This window comes from Halorubrum luteum (assembly GCF_054652935.1).
Genome location: NZ_BAAIGT010000002.1, coordinates 1268886 through 1288764, shown reverse-complemented (window position 1 = coordinate 1288764; position 19879 = coordinate 1268886). Strand labels below are relative to the sequence as shown.

At 66.3% G+C, this 19879-nt stretch carries 15 protein-coding genes, 1 tRNA gene and 1 pseudogene; 4 read left to right on the top strand and 13 right to left on the bottom strand.

Annotated features, from left to right (window positions below):
* Positions 1-14 precede the first annotated feature (14 nt).
* Together ACYQ0R_RS06410 and ACYQ0R_RS06405 are read right to left on the bottom strand one after the other, a co-directional pair.
* Positions 15-605, bottom strand: a complete 591-nt coding sequence (locus ACYQ0R_RS06410; RefSeq protein WP_459821741.1) for an SHOCT domain-containing protein — start codon at positions 603-605, stop codon at positions 15-17.
* A 264-nt stretch (positions 606-869) separates the two neighbouring features.
* Positions 870-980 (bottom strand) — tRNA-Glu (locus ACYQ0R_RS06405).
* Positions 981-1147: 167 nt separating this feature from the next.
* Between ACYQ0R_RS06405 and ACYQ0R_RS06400 the strand changes: the two genes are divergently transcribed.
* Complete coding sequence (locus ACYQ0R_RS06400) at positions 1148-2581, top strand: MmgE/PrpD family protein (protein WP_459821739.1); 1434 nt, start codon at positions 1148-1150, stop codon at positions 2579-2581.
* 33 nt (positions 2582-2614) lie between these two features.
* Here the strand turns inward: ACYQ0R_RS06400 and ACYQ0R_RS06395 are convergent, their stop codons facing one another.
* Complete coding sequence (locus ACYQ0R_RS06395; RefSeq protein ID WP_459821737.1) at positions 2615-3064, bottom strand: universal stress protein; 450 nt, start codon at positions 3062-3064, stop codon at positions 2615-2617.
* A 98-nt stretch (positions 3065-3162) separates the two neighbouring features.
* A complete protein-coding gene (locus ACYQ0R_RS06390; RefSeq protein ID WP_459821735.1) occupies positions 3163-4521 on the bottom strand; it encodes an MFS transporter in 1359 nt (452 codons plus the stop codon).
* A gap of 194 nt (positions 4522-4715) precedes the next feature.
* Here ACYQ0R_RS06390 and ACYQ0R_RS06385 point away from each other — a divergent pair.
* Positions 4716-4979, top strand: a pseudogene (locus ACYQ0R_RS06385) (VOC family protein); the annotation flags it as partial.
* Between the two features lie 19 nt (positions 4980-4998).
* Here ACYQ0R_RS06385 and ACYQ0R_RS06380 read toward each other — a convergent pair.
* A complete protein-coding gene (locus ACYQ0R_RS06380; RefSeq protein WP_459821733.1) occupies positions 4999-6192 on the bottom strand; it encodes an MFS transporter in 1194 nt (397 codons plus the stop codon).
* 166 nt (positions 6193-6358) lie between these two features.
* Between ACYQ0R_RS06380 and ACYQ0R_RS06375 the strand changes: the two genes are divergently transcribed.
* The gene (locus tag ACYQ0R_RS06375) at positions 6359-7561 is read left to right on the top strand and encodes an acyl-CoA dehydrogenase family protein (RefSeq protein WP_459821731.1); all 1203 of its coding nucleotides are present in this window, start codon (positions 6359-6361) and stop codon (positions 7559-7561) included.
* Between the two features lie 113 nt (positions 7562-7674).
* On the opposite strand, the gene ACYQ0R_RS06370 is transcribed toward ACYQ0R_RS06375, so the two are convergent.
* From ACYQ0R_RS06370 to ACYQ0R_RS06355, 4 genes are all read right to left on the bottom strand, one after another.
* Positions 7675-10071, bottom strand: a complete 2397-nt coding sequence (locus tag ACYQ0R_RS06370) for a TRAP transporter permease (protein WP_459821729.1) — start codon at positions 10069-10071, stop codon at positions 7675-7677.
* Between the two features lie 45 nt (positions 10072-10116).
* On the bottom strand, positions 10117-11199 hold the full coding sequence (locus tag ACYQ0R_RS06365) for a TAXI family TRAP transporter solute-binding subunit (RefSeq protein WP_459821727.1): 1083 nt from the start codon (positions 11197-11199) through the stop codon (positions 10117-10119).
* A 166-nt stretch (positions 11200-11365) separates the two neighbouring features.
* The gene (locus ACYQ0R_RS06360) at positions 11366-12862 is read right to left on the bottom strand and encodes an acetyl-CoA hydrolase/transferase C-terminal domain-containing protein (protein WP_459821725.1); all 1497 of its coding nucleotides are present in this window, start codon (positions 12860-12862) and stop codon (positions 11366-11368) included.
* Positions 12859-13428, bottom strand: a complete 570-nt coding sequence (locus ACYQ0R_RS06355; RefSeq protein ID WP_459821723.1) for a MaoC family dehydratase — start codon at positions 13426-13428, stop codon at positions 12859-12861. Before ACYQ0R_RS06355 ends, ACYQ0R_RS06360 begins: the two co-directional genes overlap by 4 nt.
* A gap of 293 nt (positions 13429-13721) precedes the next feature.
* On the opposite strand from ACYQ0R_RS06355, the gene ACYQ0R_RS06350 reads away from it, so the two are divergent.
* On the top strand, positions 13722-15593 hold the full coding sequence (locus ACYQ0R_RS06350; RefSeq protein WP_459821721.1) for a S9 family peptidase: 1872 nt from the start codon (positions 13722-13724) through the stop codon (positions 15591-15593).
* Positions 15594-15609: 16 nt separating this feature from the next.
* Here ACYQ0R_RS06350 and ACYQ0R_RS06345 read toward each other — a convergent pair whose 3' ends face one another.
* The 4 genes from ACYQ0R_RS06345 to ACYQ0R_RS06330 form a co-directional block, all read right to left on the bottom strand.
* On the bottom strand, positions 15610-16203 hold the full coding sequence (locus tag ACYQ0R_RS06345) for a GNAT family N-acetyltransferase (protein ID WP_459821719.1): 594 nt from the start codon (positions 16201-16203) through the stop codon (positions 15610-15612).
* Between the two features lie 177 nt (positions 16204-16380).
* Complete coding sequence (locus ACYQ0R_RS06340) at positions 16381-17112, bottom strand: MBL fold metallo-hydrolase (protein WP_459821717.1); 732 nt, start codon at positions 17110-17112, stop codon at positions 16381-16383.
* 99 nt (positions 17113-17211) lie between these two features.
* Positions 17212-19158, bottom strand: a complete 1947-nt coding sequence (locus ACYQ0R_RS06335) for a rhomboid family intramembrane serine protease (RefSeq protein WP_459821715.1) — start codon at positions 19156-19158, stop codon at positions 17212-17214.
* A 238-nt stretch (positions 19159-19396) separates the two neighbouring features.
* Positions 19397-19873, bottom strand: coding sequence for a hypothetical protein (locus tag ACYQ0R_RS06330; RefSeq protein WP_459821713.1), 477 nt, complete (start codon positions 19871-19873; stop codon positions 19397-19399).
* Positions 19874-19879 lie beyond the last annotated feature (6 nt).

Here is a 19879-nt window from a genome sequence, read left to right as displayed (position 1 = left end):
GTGAGACGGAACGGTCACCGCGAGTCGGATGTATTCGGAACCGTCGTTCGACGACGGTCATCGGGCCGCTCACGGGACGTCGACGGCGCATCGCGAACGTCATCCGCGGCCACCAACCGTTCCAACCGTCTTTCGAACTCGTCGTCCTCGAGTTCGCCGTCGACGTACCGCTGCTTGAGTCGTTCGATCGGGGGCTCCCCGACTGGGGCGACATCGGCATCCGTCGTCTCGGCGAACTCGTCGGCGAGGTACCCCCCGAGCGCGCCGCTCCCGATGACGTAGATCGCGCCGACGAGCGTCGCTCCGAACACTCCGACCGTCGCGAGCGGTGACACGGCTGCGGCGGCGGCCAGCGCAAGAAACGTCACCGGCAGCGACAGCAACACGACAATCGCACCCGCGATGGCACCGACTCGCGATCCGTCGCCTGCCGTCTGCTCGCCGACGCGGCTGGCGACGCCACCGCCGATCGCCGGCGCGAGCAGCCCCACGAACGGCACGAGGCTCACGAGCACCGTGACTCCGGCGCCGACACCGGCACGTCCGAGGAGATTCGGAACCCACCGCGCCGCGAGTCCGTCCCGGGATGATTCACTACCAGTCATGTACCCAGGTAGCCGTACCGGTCGTAGTTCGCGTGGACTGCGTCGGCGTATTGCAGCCCTCGAACGGTTCTTGCCGTCGATGTGGACGGCCTTCCAACATCACAGAGCAGATAGGGGCTAGGCTCGTATATACTCCATGCCCGCACCGATCGTCACGGTATCTTGTTCGGGCTGTCGCTCGGAGCGGAATCTGGCTCCGGTCGGCTGGACGGGTGAACGTTCGACCGCTCGCGTCGCTTTCGAATCAGGACGTCGAAAACGGAGTGCTCGGTCAGGGATTTGAACCCTGGTCGTCGGCTGTCTTCCAAACCGGCAGTGTATCGAGCCGAGCTTGTCGAAAGGCCAACATGATTGGCCGGACTACACCAACCGAGCGCATTCAGTCGTTACGCTGCATCGGATTTAACTCTTCTCAACTCGGCTCGCCGTGAGCCGTCGTCGCATGCGTGCGTCGGAGCACCGTCGGGCGATCGAACTGGACGCCGGGGTCTCGTCCTGCCGTCACACCAAGGTTGATGTCCGGCGGTGTTACACCTCAGAGCATGAGTACAGAACGGATCGTCGACCATTGTCTGTCGATACACGGAGAGCGCCCCGACCTCCCAAAACATCTCCTCGATTGGCTCGCCGTCGCGATCGGCGGGGCAGTACACGCGGATTCGACCCCCGCGATACTCGACGGAGTCCGACGGATCGCGGGTCGTCCGTCGGACGGCTCGCATCAACCGGGCGAAACGGGTTCGTCCGTCGCCTCCGACGCGCCGGTCGCTGACGGAGCGGCGTCGGCGACGATCCTCGCGACCGGTGAGCGAGTCTCACCTGCCGCCGCCGCGCTCGCGAACGGCGCGCTCGCTCACAGTCTCGACTTCGACGACACCCATCTCCCCTCCTCGCTGCATCCGGGAGCACCGACGATAGCCGCCGCGCTCGCCGCCGCCGAGGCTGCGGACGCATCGATGGAGCGGTTCCGCACAGGAGTTGCGGCCGGCTACGACGTCGCCTGCACGGTCGGCGAGGCGGTCGGCCCCGACGCGCATTACGACCGCGGGTTTCACGTAACCGCCACCTGCGGGACGTTCGGTGCGACCGCCGCTGCCGGGGTCGTTCGCGACCTCGACGGGCCGGCACTCCGGAACGCGCTCGGGCTCGCCGGGAGTCAGGCGGCGGGCTCGCTGCAGTTCCTTTCGAACGGCGCGTGGAACAAGCGTCTTCACCCGGGCCTCGCGGCGCGGCGCGCGATCGAGGCGACCGACCTCGCTACCGCTGGCGTTCTCGGTGCAGCCGACCCGATCGAGGGCGAACACGGGTTCCTCGCGGGGTACACTGACGACCCCAACCCGGGAGCGTTCGACCGGCTGGAGAGACGGGATGCGATCGCCGAAACGGGACTGAAACCGTACCCCTGCTGTCGGTACCTCCACGCGGCGATCGACGCGCTCCGCGATATCGCCCCGGACGTGGATCCGACCGCCGTGACGGGCGTTCGTATTGCGATCCCCGCCGCAGGCGTTCGGTTGACCGGTGAGCCGATCGACGCGAAACGACGGCCGGACGGGTTCGTTGACTGCCAGTTCTCCGCCCCGTTCGTAGCCGCGCTGGTTCTCGCCGAGGGAGACGCAGGAGCCGGGCCGTTTCTTCGCGCAGTCGGCCGCCTGGACGCCGAACCGGCGTGGGACGACCCGACGTACCGGCGGATCATGGATGCGACGACGGTGTCGACCGATGACGCGATCGAACGCCGATTCCCCGACGAGTGGGGTGCCCGCGTCTCCGTGACGGTCGACGGCACGACCCATGAGCGGTCCGTTACCGACCCGTTCGGGGAGCCCGATCGACCGATGTCGATCGTGGATGTCCGCGAGAAAACCGGCGAACTGCTCGCCGACGGGCCAGTGGATTCGGCGGAGGTGGTGCGAGTCGTCGATGCGCTCGATGACCATTCCGTGGACGACATCGTCGATGCTGCAACTCAGTAACGGGTCAGGAGTCGGAACCCAAACGCAGTCCGATCAGTTCTCCGAGGGTTTACCGACGAACACCGGACGGTTTGCGTTGAGGATGATCGTCTGGCTGACGCTGCCGAAGATCGCCTTTCCGACCGGCGACCGTTTGCGCATCCCGAGCACGATCGCGTCGACGTCGCGGTCAGTTGCGACGGAGAGGATCGCGTCCGACGGGTCGCCAACTTGTTCGACCCGGTCGTGTTCGATCCCGAGCTCGTCCAGACGTGCCTCGACTGCGGTGACGGAGGTCGGACGACCCTGCAGCTCCACCACCGACTCGTTTACCTCCTCGATGAACGCGGAGCCCGCCTCGTCGGCCGGCGCGTCCACTTCCTCGTACACGTGTAACACGGTCGCTGTGATCTCGTCCGCCTCGACCGGAAGCGACTCGAGGAGATCGACCTGTGAACGCGCACGGTCCGCAGCGACATCGACCGGCAACAGCACGTGATACATGTATCAGGATTTATCGGGTGATCTCTTAAATACGGCGACGTGCGAGGCGAGGCTCCAACTCGGTGGCGGAGACCGTTCGCCGAGCCTGCGAGCGGTCGTCAGTCCCGTCGGGTCCCGAGCCGCACGATGGCGACCGCGGCTGCCACGCCGACTGCCGCGATCCCGGCCAGCACGAAAAACAGCTCTCGCGAGCCCGCGACGGTGAGGATCGTACCGGCGAGCCCGGCACCCAACGCTCCGACGCCGAAGATGGCGAGATACGTGTAGCCGAACGAGAGACCACGTGCCTCCGGCGCGGAGTATGCGGCGACGGTCGCCTGTGAGAGCGGCTGGATCGTAAACAGCGCAACCCCGAGCAGCAGCGAGACGACGAGGAACGTCGCGGTCGTCGCCCCGGCCGGAACGAACAGCACGGCGAGTATCGCGAGCGTGGACATCACGTAGATCAACCCTCGCTCGGCCGGAATGCGGTCGGCGATCCGACCGCCGAGGAACTGCCCGAAGACGCCGACCATCAGGACCGCAACGTACAGATATCGGGCAGGGTCGAACTCGTCGGCGTACGGGCTGTCGGGATCGACGAGTTGCAGATCGACGAGTCCGGCGAGCGACTCCGAGAGGAGATCCGGGAGGAACGTCAGGAACGTCCGGTAGAAGAGTCCGCTAAACGTGACGAACACGAGCACGAACGCGAACCCGACGGTCATCAGCGTCCGCGTGTCGCCGACGACGTTCGCCAGCGAGATCTCGCCTTTCGTGCCGCCGGCATCCGGTTCGTCGCTGGCATTCGGTTCGTCGCCGGCATCGCCGTCCTCGTCAGCGTCTGTGTCGGCAGCCTCGTTGCCGCCATCCGGGACCTCGTTGCCGCCATCCGGAATGGACTCACGTGCACGCGCGTTCGCGAGCGCCGTCTCGACGTCGACCGTGATCCCATACAGCGCGACGACGATCGCGGGTACGGTGAGGATCGCGGCGACGACGCGCCAGTCAAACGGAATGAGGAGAAGTACGGTCGCGAGCGGCCCGAGCGCGATCCCGAGGTTTCCGCCGATCCCGTGGTAGCCGAGGGCCGTTCCTCGTCGCTCGATCGCCTTCGAGAGTAACGCGAGCCCCGCCGGGTGGTAGACGCTGGCCGTTATCCCCCACACGGCGATCGCGATCCCGAGCGTCAGCAGGTTCGGCGCGAGACTCGCAAGCAGGAACGAGCCCGCCATTCCGAGCAGACACGCGATGATAACGGGTTTGGAGCCGAAGCGGTCGACGAGGATCCCGCCGGGAAGCGCACCCGCGCCGAACAGTCCGTAGCCGACGGTGACGAGGAGGCCGAGCGTCGCCGCCGTGGTGGAAAACTCCGCGATCCACACGGTCAGGAGGATCGGAATCGAGAGCTCGTAGGTGTGAACCAGTCCGTGAGAGGTCGCGGTAAACGACACGATCCGTCGCTCGTCGGCGTCCATTCGAGTTCGCGTTTACCCTCCGGCGGCATAACCTCCGGGGAAGATGCCGTGGTTGCCGGGAGGTGGCGACCGCAGTTGCCGGGAAGTTGTTGTGTTCGATGAGCAAATACGTGATCGAATCCTCATCCCGTTGCCCGTAGCCACGGTTGACGGGTCGCCACAATACCTATCACGAGTCCGGGTGAGCAGTGTATATGGACGTCATTCACACGGCCTTGTGGGTTTCCGACATCGATCGAACGCGGGCGTTTTACGTCGACGCGCTCGGTCTTGCGGAAAACTGGTCGTTCACTGCGGACGACGGTGTTCAGAACGTGTACATAGGCGGCGAGAACGCGGAGCTGCAGTTCAAGCACGACCCCTCGGGCGGCCCGGAGATCGATTCCGGAACGGTCGACCACGTCGCCGTCGGCGTCGACGACGTCGACACGGTCTTCGAACGGCTCGTCGAGCGCGTGGCGTAGTCGAGTCCGTCGTTCACTCGCCCATCGCGGTCTCACCGACCGGCGGATCGGACCGGATGACCGCCGCCACCAGCCCGGCGGCGGCTAGACAGACGCCCGCGAGGAGCCACCAGCTCGCCCGGTAGCTCATCGTGTCCGCGAGATAGCCGAACGCCGGCGGTGCAAGGAGCGCGCCGGAGGTGAGCGTGAGCTGGCAGCCGGCGGTGGCGCTACCCATCTCGTCGGCGGGGACGAGCGTCGCCATACAGGAGTAGTACACCCCCGTGAATCCCAACACAAAGAAGCCGAGCGCCGAGAACGCGACCCCGGCACCCAGCGGCGTCGACGTCGTGGTCACCACGACGAACATCGCCGCACTGGCGAGCGTCTGCACGAGAAGGATCCCGCCGATCCGCGTCTGTGGATCGCCCGGCAGCCGGTCCGCGAGCCATCCGCCGACCAGCCGTCCACCGCTGCCGAACAGCTGGACGAGCGCCAGCACGACACCACCGAACGCGACCGACGACCCGATCGACTCCTCGACGTACAGGACGGTGTACCCCGTCGTGGTAAAAAGCGCCGCACCGGAGAACAGGCCGGACGTCGCGAGCAACACGTACGGCCGGTTGTCCGCCAGCCCACGAAGGTCGGGATAGCTCGTCGTTCCGCCGCCGCTCCCCTCGTACAACAGAAAGAAACCGATTGCGACGACGACCGCCACGCCGGTCGCGATGAGAAACCCCGCCTGCCAGAAGAACACGCCGGCGAGTCCGGTGACGAGCAGCGCGCTGATCCCGCTGCCGCCGGTGACGCCGACCTGTTTTATCCCCATCGCCATGTTCTGTCGCCCCGGCGCGATGCTGTCGTACACGGCCTTGTTCGTTCCCGGCATCGCGGTGCTGTACACCGAGCCGAGCAGGAAGACGGCCGCGAGTAGCAGCGCATACGTCGGTGCCCCGGCGACGAGCAGCGTCCCCGCCGCGAGACCGATCAGCCCCAACGAGAGCGTGCGACGTTCGCCGAACCGATCCGTGATCGCACCGAGCGGAAGTAGAAACACCGCGTACCCGAGCGTCAGCGTCGTGACGACGAGTCCGACTTCAAACCCCGACAGTCCGAACTCGTCCCTGAAAAACGGCGTCGCGGCGAACACCGTGTAGTAACAGATGCTCGCCGAGATCTGCCACAGCGTCACCAACGACACCGTCCGCCAGTACGACGTGTCCATCCACCGAACCGGTTCCCCGCACGGCGCTTAAGGGGACCGCTCTCGGCAAGCGACGTTCCGATGAAGCTCGGCTCGAACCAGCAGCGTTGCCGATAGCCGTGGCCGATCATCGCCGTCGACTGCCGGCGCACGAACGCTTATGAAACGAGCGGTTGGACGACTGAGTATGCCCCACGACTGGCGCGATTCGGTCGCGTTGACGGACCAGCAGTCGCTCGTTCGTCGCAGCATCCGCGAGCTCTGCGCGGAGTTCGACGACGAGTACTGGCGCGCGCGAGACCGCGAGGAGACGTATCCACAGGAGTTCGTCGACACACTCGCCCGCGACGGCTGGCTCGGCATGCTGATCCCGGAGGAGTACGGCGGGGTCGGAATGTCGACGAGCGAGGCCGTGGTGATGATGGAGGAGATCGCCGGTAGCGGCGGCGGGTTCGCCGCCGCACAGTCGATCCACGGCGGGATCTACAACTCCGTCCCGATCGTGAACTACGCCGACGAGGAGCTGAAACGGGAGATCCTCCCGGACGTCGCGGCCGGGGAGACGTCGATCCAGGCGTTCGGACTCACCGAGCCGAACGCCGGGTCGGATTCGACGGCGATGACGACGAGCGCTCGACGCGAGGGCGACGAGTACGTGATCAACGGCGAAAAGGTGTGGATCTCCCGCGTCGAGGCGAGCGATTACCTCGTGCTCATGGCGCGGACGACGCCGCGCTCGGAGGTGGAAAAGCGAACGAAAGGGATCTCGATGTTCCTCGTCGACCTCGAGGACGCCTACGACGATGGCCTCGAGATCGAACGGATCCCGAAAACCGCCGCGCCCGCGGTCCACTCCTACGAGCTCTTTTTCGACGACGTCCGCGTGCCCGCCGACCATCTGATCGGCGAGGAGGGGGAGGGGTTTTATCAGGTACTCGACGGCCTCAACGAGGAGCGACTGGTGATCGCCGCGGAGTGTCTCGGGCTCGGCGAAGTCGCGCTGGAACGCGGGATCGAGTACGCCTCCGAGCGCGAGGTGTTCGGCGGTCCGATCGGCGCGAACCAGGCGATCCAGCATCCGCTTGCGGAGGCGTACGCCGACCTTCTCGCCGCGAAGAAAGTGATCTACGACGCGGCAGACCGGCTCGAGGAGCTCGACCGAACCAGCGCCGGAGCGGAGGCGAACGTGGCGAAGTATCTCGCGGCGGAGGCAGCGTTTGACGCCGCCGACGCGGCGGTACAGACCCACGGCGGGTTCGGCGTCGCCCGCGAGTACGACGTCGAACGCTACCAGCGTGAGGCCCGCCTGACGCGGCTGGTTCCGATCACCCAACAGCTTGCGCTGAACTTCCTCGGCGAGCGTGTGCTGGACCTTCCGCGGTCGTACTGAGCCCCGCCGGTCGCTCGGCCACCTCGCGTCACCCCATATACGGATCTGGTTCTCGACGTGGAACGGAGTTGCGAACGGAAGCCGCTCGACGTCTTAAAAACTGCGTCGCGTTCCTATGGGCGCTTTCGTCCGGTGAGGGTCCCGAACGCGCCGCGGAGCGCGCCGACCGGTTCGGGGCGGCCGACGGAGATCTGGAGCACGTACATCGCGAACACCGCGAGCAGCGCGCCGATCTGTACCAGCTGGTCCGGATGGACCATCGCAACCACGCCGGCAACGAAGAACGCCACTCGCAAGCCGTACGTGCCGGCACGCCCGAAGATGAATCGGTAGTTGATCCCGTGGATGATGGCGATCGCGCCGAACAGCGCGATCACACCTGCAGATAAGGAGGCGTAAGTGAACTCACCCGAGACGAGTTCCGGGTGGTAGACGAACGCGAACGGGAGGACGAAAAGCGGCGCGGAGATCCGCAGCGCCTCCTTACAGCTCGACCAGAACTCACCGCCGGAGATCCCGCAGGTGACGGCGACACAGGTCGCGATCGGCGGCGTCAGCCCGGCGAGGATCGCCGCGTAGAACACGAAGAAGTGCGACGCGAGTTCGGGAATGAAAAACTGATTGATGAGCGTCGGTGCCACCAGCAGCGCCACGACGGTGTACGCCGCGGTCGTGGGCATCCCCAGCCCGAGCAGGATACAGATGATCATCGCGAGTATCACGGCGATTATCATCACGCCGCCGGAGAGATCCATCAGAGTGAGCGAGATCGCCGTCGGCACACCCGTCGCCATCAGAATGTCGACGACACCGTTGATCGCCGCGAGGATGATCGTCACCGGCGCGACGACGAGCGTTCCCTGACGGAACCCGTCGACGGTTTGTTTGAACGTCTCCATCAGGGCATCACCACGGCTCTCACCGTCGAGGTGGGCCTGGAGGATCGGGATCGTGATACCGAAAAACAGCATCGAGACGGCAGTATATAGCGCCGCGGTCATCACCGTCCACTGGAGTACGCCCAGAACGTAGATCAGGATGACAAGCGGCACCCCGTACTTCACCGACTCTAGGATGATCGCGCGATCGCTCATCGGCTCACCGATGACGCCGGACATCTCCGGGTCGTCGATCTGAGGCGCTGCCACGTAGTGGACCGCGATCACGATCGACGCGACGAGGATCACCGCCGGGATCAGCCCGGCGATGATGACGTCGACGTACGTAATTCCGGTGATCAGCGACGCCATGATGAACGCTCCGGCACCCATCACGGGCGGAAGCACTTGACCGGCGGTCGAGGCAACGGCCTCGATCCCGCCTGCAGTCTCCGGTTTGACGCCGTTTTCTTTCATCAGCGGGATGGTGAACGAGCCGGTCATGCCCGCGTTGGCCGTCTGACTACCGTTCACCGAGCCGATTACGGCGCTCGCGATCACCGCGGTCTGGGCGATCCCGGAGTCGACGTACTTCGCCGACCGGACGGCAAGCCTGAGGATCAGATCGAACGCACCGTACGCCTTCAACAACCCCGCGTACAGCAGGAACAACGCGATCCACGCCGCCACGAGTCTGGTGAGGAATCCGTAGAACCCGTCGACGCTCACGACGAGGATCCGGAGGATTCGCGTCCCGGAGAGACCGCCGTGACTGAGTGCTCCGGGCATCCACGGCCCGGCGAGCCCGTAGCCGATGCCGGCGAGCACGACGATGAGGAACGTCATACCGAACGAGCGCCACGTCAGGTAGATCATCGTGAGCGTGAAAAAGAACGCCATGACTATCTCCGGCTGTGTCGCCCGTCCGACCGTGTCGATCGCGACGCGCTGGTAGTTCAAGAAGAGGTAGCCGCTCGTCCCGCCGGCTATCAGGGCCGAGCCTACGAGCAGCGCCGTCTCGAGCCAGTTGCCGGAGACGATCGGCTCCTCCAACTCCATGAACACGTACAACACAAGGATGCCGCCGAGGAACGCAACCGCGTACTGTCCCCGCGGCATCAGCTGTGTGTACGAGTACCACATCACGATCATCCAGTACGGGATCGAAAACGAGATCAGTGCCATCCGGAGCCGCTCCGCGACACCGACTCCGAGGCGAAGGATCGCTGCGCTGACGCCGACGACGCCGATTGCCCCAACGACCCCGACGATGGTGGTCGCGTACTCGTCGACCGTGTTTGCGAGCTCGGCGGGATTCTCGAACAGGAGCTGCGGGAGCAGGTCGCCGTACGCTCCGGCGAGGAAGTTCGGGATGAAAAGCGTCGGCACGAAGATGACGACGAGCCAGAACGGGAGCGATGCGAGATACAGTTGGAGTTGTTTCCGGCCTCGCTCGCCGTCCGCGAGGTCCAACTGCGCTTCGTCGTCGAGAAGGCTTCCCTCCTCTTCGTCGGGGGGTGGCGTGGTCTCCGTAGTCGCATCCTCCGGCGGTGTGCCGCCGTCGCTCGCCATCGGCGGCGACTGGTCTATCGGGTCAGTCTGATCGGTCGGATCGTCGGGGTTGTTGGCCATCCGTCGTGAAAGATAAGCGGTTTTCGGGCGATTACGCGACTGTTACTACGCGTCGCCGCGGATCCAGTCGTCGTCCCAGACGCCTTCGTCGTCGAAGAAGTCCGCGACGCCGCCGTGCACTTCGAGCTCGGGAATGACCGTTGAGGTCATCACCTCGGGCGAGTACTCGAGCGTCGTCGGATCGGCCTCACGGAGCGTATCCTCGTGCTCCATGGCGAGACGACAGACCTCCCGCGTCGCATGCGCCGGAATATCCGGACTGAACGCCCACTGTCCGGCGAGCGACCAACACACCTTCTCGTCGGTAAACGCGTCAACCTCCTGCTCGTACCCGTACGGTTCGAGCTCCTCGTAGATCGCGCCGGGATGGTCTTGGATCGTCTGGCGGAAGTCGTCGTCGACCTCCAGCAGGTTGAGACGACCACCGCTGCGAACATCCACTTCCTGACACCAGCCGGCGAGGTCGACGCCGTTGGAGCCGTACAGACACAACGCGTCGACGCGGTCCTCCTCGACGGCACCGGGAATGTCGCCGGTGTCGACGTTCAGGATGTCGTTCTGGTCCCACATATCCGCTTCCTGGATGATCTCCTCAGTGAGCAGCCGCGTCCCGAACCCGGGCTGGATCGGGTAGATGGTGTACCCACCCTCCCGGAGGTCCTCCGTGGACTCCAGACCGCTGCCCTCCAAGCCGACCCAGTGGATCTGCAGCGAGGTAAAGAGGAACCCCTGGTGCGGAAGGATGTCGACGGGGTCGTCCGCGAACGGCCCTTCCTGATCAAGCGCCTTCGCGAGCGAGTTGTTGTCGACGCCCATCGCCGGAATCTGGCCGTCATCGTACTCGTAGAGGTTCGCCGTCCAGCCGTCGGTCTCCTGCACCGAGATAGTAACGGTGTCGCTGTGCTGCTGTGCCGCACGCGCGAGCGCCTGGCCGGCCTGCTGCGTCGAACTACCGGTTGAGGTCCCGCCGATCGTAATGGTCACTTCCTCGTCGCCGTCATCAGCATCGTCGGCGTCCGTGTCGTCGGCAGGCTCGTCGTCGTCCGCACAGCCTGCCAGGCCGACGACGCCGAGCGTCGCCGCCCCTTTCGCTACATCGCGTCGGGTCAGTCGATCATCATCGAACATGCATCCGTGTCAAACACGCGGGATTGTAAAAAGATATCGTACGTCACGAGAGCACGGACCGATCGACGGCTGATGGCTGCGATCTTGCACTCCCTTTCGGGTTAATATTTCTTGAATATAACGTGGACCGGTGCCGACACGCCGAAGGTCACACGGTCTCAGGCGATCACGTCCACGAGAATGCGGTGTCGAGATCGTGGGGCGTGTTACCGTTCTCGCCCGCACGTTCGCGATACGCGTCGAGATCGTCCCGGAAGGACGGGTCCGCGACGTCGACGAGCGCTGCCGCCCGCTCCCGCGGCGACAGTCCGCGGAGGTCCGCGACGCCGTGTTCGGTGATCACGACGCTCGCGTCGTGTTCGGTGTGGTCGACGTGTGGCGACATGGGGACGATCCGCGAGACGTCCCCGCCGACCGCGGTCGACGGGAGCGCGATCGCACCGAGCCGGCAGTTCCGGGCGAAATCACCGCCGCCGCCTATTCCGTTAACGACGCGGCTGCCACCGATATGCGTCGCGTTGACGTTGCCGTACAGGTCGACCTCGACGGCGCTGTTGATTCCAACGACGCCGAACCGGTCGATCAGTTCGGGTGCGTTCGAGACGTCGGCCGGTCGCAACACCACGTCCTCCGCGTAGCGTTCGACGTCGGCGAACAGCCGTTCCTGTCCCTCCGCGGAGAGCGCCAACGACGTCGCGCTCGCTCCACGGAGGTCGCCAGCGTCGAGCATGTCGAGCAGGCCATCCTGCACCACCTCGCCGACGTACGCGATCTCCCGGTCGCCGAACTCCACGTCGGTGAGCGCGCCCATCAACGCGTTGCCGAGGCTCCCAACGCCGAACTGGAGGTTCACGGTGTCGCTCATGAGCGGGTTCCGGTCGAGTTCCGCCTCCAGAAACCCGGCGAGGTTGTCGGCGATCACCTCGTCGGTCGCGGACGGTTCGCGGAACTCGTACGGGTCGTCCACGCGGTCCGTTTCGACGACAGCGGCGAGCGTGTCGGGGGCGAACGGTACCGCAGGGCCGTCAGTATCGCCGAGCGGATCCGCAAGCGGTATCGGGTCCCTGTTCGGCGGCGGATCACGGACGTGCACGTCGTGGACTCGCGCGAGGTCGACGGGCTGTGCGCGGTTCACCTCGACGATGACTCGGTCGGCAGCCTGCACGTACGCGGGCGTGTGTCCGATCGATGTCGAAGGGACCAGCCAGTCCGGGCCGACCGCGACCGCCTCGACCACGGCGATCGTCTCGCCGCACATTCCGGCCCGGATCCCACCGAACCGCACCTCGTCGGCGAGTCGCGAGATGTGTCGGTCGTGAAACGCCACGCGACCGTCGTTAACCGCCTCGCGAGCGGTCTCGTTCGGGATGAACGGGTACCGACGACTCATGTCGCCGGATTCGACCAGAGCCCGGTCGATCTCGTCGCCGACGCCGCCGCCGGAGACGACCGTGAGATCGCGCGAGTCGCCCGCGGCGATCGCCTCCGGCACCAGCTTCGGATACCCCACGCCGCCGAAGCCGCTGACCAGAAGCGTCGCGGTGTCGGGGACGAGCGCCGCCGCGTCCGCCGGCGTCGCGATCGGAAGGTCGCCGGCGATCCGCGCGTCCGGGACCGGGTCCTCGGTCGTCGGCGCGGATCCGTCGAACGGCGACCCCGTCACTCGACGTCCTCCGGCTGGGTACCGATCCCCTCGGGCCATCCGGTTGGCTGGGCGGCGCTGGGCTGTGCGTGTTCGCGTTTCAACACCATCGGCGTGCGCTCGAGCGACAGCACGAGCTCGTCGTTCTGATTGTACGTTCGGAGCTCGGTGGTGACGATGCCGACGTGCTCCCGCGAGGATGACTCGCGCTTCTCGAGCACCTCCGACTCTGCGAACAGCGTATCGCCGTGGAACACCGGCGCGTGGTGACGAATGTCGTCGTACCCGAGGTTCGCAGTGGCGTTCGCGGAGACGTCGATGACGCTCATCCCGACCGCGAGCGCGATCACGAACGTCCCGTCGACGAGCCGCTCGCCGAACTCCGTCTCGGCGGCGTACGCCTCGTTGAAATGCATCGGGTTGAGGTTCATCGAGAGGTTCGTGAACCAGACGTTGTCCGTCTCGGTCACCGTCCGGCCGTACGGGTGTTTGTACACGTCGCCGACCTCGAAATCCTCGTAGTAGCGACCCTGCCACCCGGAAACGAGCCGTCGTCCGTCCGCGCCCTCGGAGCTATCGTTGCTCATCGATCGGTACGTTACGGGATCGAATCCTAAAGCTTTCCAACGGCGTCGGTCTCGCCGGTTCCGCAGGTTCCGCCGGTTCCGCAGTTTCCGCAGGTTCCGCAGGTTCCGCCGGCTCCACCCGGTCGGCTACCCAGCCACGGCGTCGCGTTGGGTGTCTCCGTACCTAGGCGCTGAAGAGTTGACGAGACGAACCAGAGCTGACAACCGAAAAACACGTGTGCGGGCCGAATACGGATCGCACACGACCGTTCCGGAAGCCGTACAGCAAAGGTCCTTCGCGTTCAAGCCCGGGCGTGTACCGACGTGACCTCCGCGATACGACCGTTGACGGGCTGTTGGCCGATCTCGCAACGGTCGACGGCGTGATCGCGGTCGAACCGGGGCCGGACGGACGAATCGCGTACGTGAAATCACGCGAGGATCGAACTGATCTCTGGCTGCTCGATGATCGCGCGGGCGGAGACCTCCCAGACGATGGTCGTCTGACGAGCGACGGTGCGCTCGCGATGCGGTACGACCGAACGGAGGCCAAGTGGCTCGACTGGAGCCCGGACGGCGAGCGGATCGCGTTCGTCACCGCCAACGGCGACCTCGCAACGGTCGATCCGGACGACGGGGCCGTCGAGACCCTCACCGATTGGGACGCCGGGATCGGCGGTCTCGCGTGGGGGGAGGAGGGGATCGCCGTCGTGACCGACCAGTTCTCACGGGCGAGTCTCGCGGTCGTCGAATCCGACGGGTCGGGCGTCAGCGTGCGAGCGGACGACGAGTTCCTCTACGCGGATCCCCGGTGGGACGGCGAAGCGGTCGTCGCCGTGCGCTCAACGCACCGCGATCGCTTCGATTACGCGGCGAGCATCGTGAGGGTCGCCAACGACGGAGATGCTGAAACGCTGTTCTCGGAGGCGGCCGTGCGAGCCGCGTGCCCGCGGCCGCGACCGGGTAGTGACGAGATCGCGTTCGTCCACGACGACACCGGGTTCGACGCGGTGTACGCGCTCGACGGCGACGATCCGAACGGGGAGCCGGTGCAGCTTCACGCAGTCTCGGAGTCCGAGGTAGCGGATCCGGCGTGGGACGCCACCGGTGACCGCCTCGCGGTCACCGTGACGCGAACCGGGCGGGCTCGTGTCGACGAGGTCGTCGTGGAAGGGAGCGCGCTCGACGGCGACGGTACCGCGCGAATCGTCGCCGACGGCGACGCCGTCCACAGCACCCCTCGCTGGGAGCGCGACGGTGACCGACTCCTCGCGATCCGTGACACGCCCGTGGAGCCGCCCGCGGTCGTCGACGCCGCGTCCGGCGATCGCCTCACGCCCTCGACGACGATTGGACTCGCGGAACGAGCGCCCGAGCCTGAGGCGTTCACGTACGACTCCGGTGGCCGGGAGATCCACGCGATGATCCACCCGCCCGCGCCGGACGCGGAGTCGGACTCCGTTCCCCTCGTCGTCAAGCCACACGGCGGTCCGACGGCGTACGACGGGTTCGAGTTCGACCACCGGGCGGCGTACGTGGCAGCGCTCGGCTACGCGGTCGTCCGCCCCAACTATCGCGGCTCGGATGGGTTCGGTCGCGAGTTCCGGATGGCGAACGACGGTGACTGGGGCGAGGGCGATCTCGACGACGTGATCGGCGTCGTCGACGCGGCAGCGACACGCTACGAGGCGGTCGACGGCGACCGCGTCGGTCTGTTCGGTGGGTCGGGCGGCGGACTGATGACCGTGAACGCGCTCGGGAACAGCGACCGGTTCCGCTGCGGGGCCGCCTTTTACGGCGTGTACGACTACGAAACGTTCGTCGACGACACTGACGACGTCGGCTGGCAGCTGATGAAACGGGAGCTCGGTGATCTCGCGAGCGACCTCGAGAACTACCGCGAGGCGAGTCCCGTCCGGTCGGTGCCGGACATCGACGATCCGCTGCTCGTACTACACGGTGACGCGGACGCGCGCGTCCCGATCAGTCAGTCGGAACGGCTCGTCGAGGAGCTCGAGGCAAACGGGGTCAGACACGAGTTCCGCCGCTACGAGGACGAGCCACACGGTTTCCAGCGGCGCGACTCCGTCGTCGACGCGTACACCCGGGTCGCGGACCTGTTCGCGAAGTACCTGCGGCGATATCCGGACGACGGGAGCAGCGTTCCGTACGAGCCGCCGTCGTAGGTCGCGGGTTAATAAGTTATCGGCCCGTGTCGTACTTGTACGTCGCCGTCTCTGGGTCGATACCGAAATCCTCGGGGGATTCGGTCCCATCGTCTTCGTCAGTGTCGTCGACCGCCTCCGAGACCCGTTTGAACGCCTCACGGAACCGGTCGGCCATCTCGAACGCCTCGACATCGATCCGGAGCCCGACCACGTCCTCGGCGACCGTCTCGCGTTTCGTCTCCAGTCGTTCCTGTAACGGCGCAGGGAGCTCGGTCTCCTCGATCGGCTCGAAGCCGAACTGCGTCAGGTAGTCGGCCTCGTCAGTGAGGACGTACACCGTCTCGAACCCGTCGGCTGCGGCGGTGTCGACGAGCCGCTCGACGACGTGCGCGCCGATGCCGTGGCCGCGCCACGACGGCAACACGCCGATGCCGGTGAGCTCGATCACCTCGTCGCCGTCCTCGGTTTTGTGGATCCGAAGCCGACCGAACCCCGTCCGCTCGTGTGACTCCTCGTCGACCGCGATCACGTAGTCCCGCGAGCGAAAGGCGGCGTCGTCGAGCCCCATACGCTCGATCTCATCAAGCAGCCACGCTTCGTCCCGGTTTTTTGCATCGCGGACGTACATACGTGGGTGTACGACTCCCATCCGGAAAACGATTCCCCGGAGGATTCCCATCCGGAAAACGATTCCCCGGAGGATTCCCATCCGGAAAACGATTCCCCGGAGGATTCCCATCCGGAAAACGATCCCCGGCGAGTCACGGGCGGGACGGAATCCGAGAGTCGACCTGCGCAGGCCCGATCACTGGTTCGCGGACCGCTCGTCGAGTGCAACTGCTATCGACCGGGCGGCGACGTCCGCAGCGAACGCCTCCCCGTCCGCTTCGAGAGTGTCGAACGTGTCGTAATGAATGGGGATGACCAGCTCCGGGGCCATCCGCTCCGTCAGGTCGGCGGCCGCATGGCGGTCCGAGACGATCCCGCCGCCGCCGATGTTCGCGAGAAACACGTCGACGTCCAGCTCGGCGAACCCGTCGAGCGCGTCCGAATCACCCGGCCAGAACACCGTCCGGTCCCCGAGCGATAGCAGAAAGCCGCAGCCGAATCCGGGCGGGTGTGTGACGCTCCCGTCGGGGGTCGCGTTCGGCCCCTCGGGGTCGTTGTACGCCGCGACGGACCAGATCGTTGCATCGGGAGTCCCCCCGATGTCGACTCGGGCCTCGTCGTCGACCCGGATCACCTCGTACTCGCTCGCGAGCGACTCGACCGGGTCGACGTCGCGGTCGATTCCGGCGACGTCGACGGCATCGTACACGACGACGGTCGCATCGTCGTCGGCGACGGAACGGATCCCATCGGGATCGTAGTGGTGGTCGTGGGTGACGACGACGAGGTCGCCGTCGCGTGCCCAGTAGTCGTCCAGCACGCCGTAGCGTCCCGGGTCCGTGTACGCGACGAACCCGTCGACAGTCTCGATGCGCGCGGTGGCGTAGCCGAGCCACTCGATCGTGAGGCCGTCGTAGCGAACGGTCATACGCGAAGGGTCGGAGACGACACCCTTGAGCGTGGTCATCGTGTCCGGGTCGTGAGGAGGCCATCTGCAAGGATCAGCGACTGCCGCACGCGGGTCGCATCAGTCGGTTCGCTCGGCTAGCAGCAGTTCACCGTGCTCTCCTTCGACGAACAGCCGGAGGACGTCGCCATCGTCCGACTCGTTTTTGCTCGGCTCGGTCCGCAGGGTGAACTCGCCGACGGTCGTCGACTCCTCGGGGGACGGAACCGCCGCCGTCGCGACCGGCTCTCCACGCCGGTCGAGTTCCACCGCGAATCCGTCAGCGGTCGGGGCGACGGCGAACGCGTACCCATCGAGTTCACCGGCAGCGGTGACGGGATCGCCGACGTACGAGCGTACCGTCCGGTCGTCGTGGTCGAGATCAACCGCATACGCCTCGCCGCCCCCGGCAACGTCCCATGCGACACGATCGACCTCAACCGTCTCCCGCCAGCCGATTCCGCCGACGACGACGGCTCCGTCGCCCTCGTATGCGAGGCGCTCCGGCCGCTCCGCGACGGTCCAAATCTCTCGTACGTCGCTGGCTACTACGACTCCGTCGGTCCGTGCGGTGGTGGGATCGCCGCCCAGGTCCACCATCGATGCTCTCGGGCTCGGTTCCTCGGCGACGTACGCCACGGTGTAATCTCGAACCTCGACCGCGTCCGATCCCTCGATCGTCGGATCGTCGACGACGAGCAGACCGAACGCGACCATCGGAACCGAGATCAGGAGCGTCGCACCGACGAGAAGCAGCGTCGCTCCGCCACGATACGAGAGCGGCCCGTCGTGTACCCGCGCCGGCAGCAGGGGTGGTAGCGCGGGAACGGACAGCAGGAGCGCCAGTACTGCGGCACCACCAACGGCGATGAAGGGGGGCTCGCCGACCGCGACGACGGCCACGGCCGCGATCGACGTGCCGGCCACGACGACGAGCAGCCACGCGGCAGCGACCCGCCGGCCGGACGGCAGCCGCCCGGCGAGCAGCTCCCGCAGTCCGTTCGGGACGAGCCGCGTGTGTCGCAGCGGATCCCCGCGTCCAGCAGCGGCCACGGTGACGACGATCACGAGCCCGATCAGCAGCGTCACCCCCGCGCCGCGGTACTGGACGAACTCCTCGCTCCCGCCGCCGGCCACCAGCCACAGCGATTGGACCAGTCCGACGATGAGCGCTGCTGGCAACAGGTGAGCAGCGGGAGGTCGCTCGTCCCGTGTGGCACACAGTCCGACCGCCAGCAGCACGCCGAGCAGGAACCCGAACAGGTGCGCTTGAAACCCCACGCCGGCCCAAGCTGGCGGAGCCGGCGGGCCGGTCGCGATGGTCTCCCGAACGACGGGTTGGGTGAACGCCGAAAACAGCGTCCCGAGCGCGGAGGTGGCGACGACGCCGCCGACGGTGGCGAGCGGTCGAGCCACGAGCGCGAATCCCAGAACGCCAAACACCGCCCCGGAGAACCCGAGTCCGGGCCCGAGCGAGAACGCAGCGGTCACGAACGCGACCGCGAACGCGACGGTCGGGAAGACGACGACCGCACGGACCCACGGACGAGAGAGGACTCCACGGGAGCCAGCGGAGCCGCCAGCTTCGACGCGTCCACCATCAGTGACGACACGACGCGGGAAGTCGCCAGTCGGACCGAATCCCCTTCCGTTGCGCCCGGCATGCGGGTAGTGGCTCCAGACGTACTCGGCGATCGGAGCCAACACCAGCGTGGCACCCACGTTCGAAGCGATATGGTCGAGACTACCGTGGGCGATCCCGGCGGTCAGGATGCCTGTCGGATAGCTGTACGACCAGGAGACGAAGGGGTACACGACGGGATCCCGAGGGTGTGAGAGCCCGCTCTGTGCGAACAGATAGAACCCGACGAGAACCGTGACGATCACGGCCGTTCCCCACGGGAAGCCGCCGATGAGCCGGCGAGAGAGTCGGTCGTGGATCGCACGGAAGTCGGCGACGCGTACCCCGAACACGATCACGGCGAGGAGCGCGACCACGAGCGCAGCCCGAGTCGGTGAGAGGGGCATCACCCACCGTTAGAACTGCGACCGCTTACGTCCTCGGACGATACACGGCAAGCGCTGTGGGTCCGCTTTGGAGTGCGGAATCGACACGGGTAGCAGCTCCGAATCGGCGGGCGAATCGGACGATGGGTGGATTCGGAGCGAACGGTGGGTGGATTCGGAGCGAACGGTGGGTGGATTCGGATATCGGCCGACGATGGGACGGTTCATCCACCGCGAACGACGTGGTCGGAATCTGTCCTCAAACGATCGCTCCCGCGGCGAGAAACAGCGTGCTGGCGACGATCACGTACGTCGTCGCCATGATCGACCAGTCGGTCCGGATCCGGGACAGCCGCTGCCGCCTTAGCCCTCTGGCCCTCGGGAGCGGAACGATCGCGAAGAACCCGATCATCAGGACGAGCATGACGCTCCCGGCGAGACCCACGGTGACCGCAGTTGCGACGGCACCCTCGCCGAGCGCACCGGTTACGCTGTCGAACGCGGCGAGCAGCCACAGAAGGAGCAGCCCGGATCCCGCCCCCGCAACGTAATGGACCACGGTTGCGAGACGCTCCGGGGCGCTTGCAACTGGCGTGTCGGTGAGCACGCCGGCCGCCACGCGCGGTGGGGTCTCCCCCTCCGGCAGTTGCGTCATCACGACGTCCATTGCGAGCGTTGCAGCGAAGCCGACGGCCGGACCCAGAAGGAGTCCGGCGACCAGCGAGAACTCGAACATCAGTCA

Coding starts and splice junctions, on each gene's coding strand:
- ACYQ0R_RS06410 (WP_459821741.1), bottom strand. CDS start 605: ATGACTGGTAGTGAATCATCCCGGGACGGACTCGCGGCGCGGTGGGTT.
- ACYQ0R_RS06400 (WP_459821739.1), top strand. CDS start 1,148: ATGAGTACAGAACGGATCGTCGACCATTGTCTGTCGATACACGGAGAG.
- ACYQ0R_RS06395 (WP_459821737.1), bottom strand. CDS start 3,064: ATGTATCACGTGCTGTTGCCGGTCGATGTCGCTGCGGACCGTGCGCGT.
- ACYQ0R_RS06390 (WP_459821735.1), bottom strand. CDS start 4,521: ATGGACGCCGACGAGCGACGGATCGTGTCGTTTACCGCGACCTCTCAC.
- ACYQ0R_RS06380 (WP_459821733.1), bottom strand. CDS start 6,192: ATGGACACGTCGTACTGGCGGACGGTGTCGTTGGTGACGCTGTGGCAG.
- ACYQ0R_RS06375 (WP_459821731.1), top strand. CDS start 6,359: ATGCCCCACGACTGGCGCGATTCGGTCGCGTTGACGGACCAGCAGTCG.
- ACYQ0R_RS06370 (WP_459821729.1), bottom strand. CDS start 10,071: ATGGCCAACAACCCCGACGATCCGACCGATCAGACTGACCCGATAGAC.
- ACYQ0R_RS06365 (WP_459821727.1), bottom strand. CDS start 11,199: ATGTTCGATGATGATCGACTGACCCGACGCGATGTAGCGAAAGGGGCG.
- ACYQ0R_RS06355 (WP_459821723.1), bottom strand. CDS start 13,428: ATGAGCAACGATAGCTCCGAGGGCGCGGACGGACGACGGCTCGTTTCC.
- ACYQ0R_RS06345 (WP_459821719.1), bottom strand. CDS start 16,203: ATGTACGTCCGCGATGCAAAAAACCGGGACGAAGCGTGGCTGCTTGAT.
- ACYQ0R_RS06340 (WP_459821717.1), bottom strand. CDS start 17,112: ATGACCGTTCGCTACGACGGCCTCACGATCGAGTGGCTCGGCTACGCC.
- ACYQ0R_RS06335 (WP_459821715.1), bottom strand. CDS start 19,158: ATGCCCCTCTCACCGACTCGGGCTGCGCTCGTGGTCGCGCTCCTCGCC.
- ACYQ0R_RS06330 (WP_459821713.1), bottom strand. CDS start 19,873: ATGTTCGAGTTCTCGCTGGTCGCCGGACTCCTTCTGGGTCCGGCCGTC.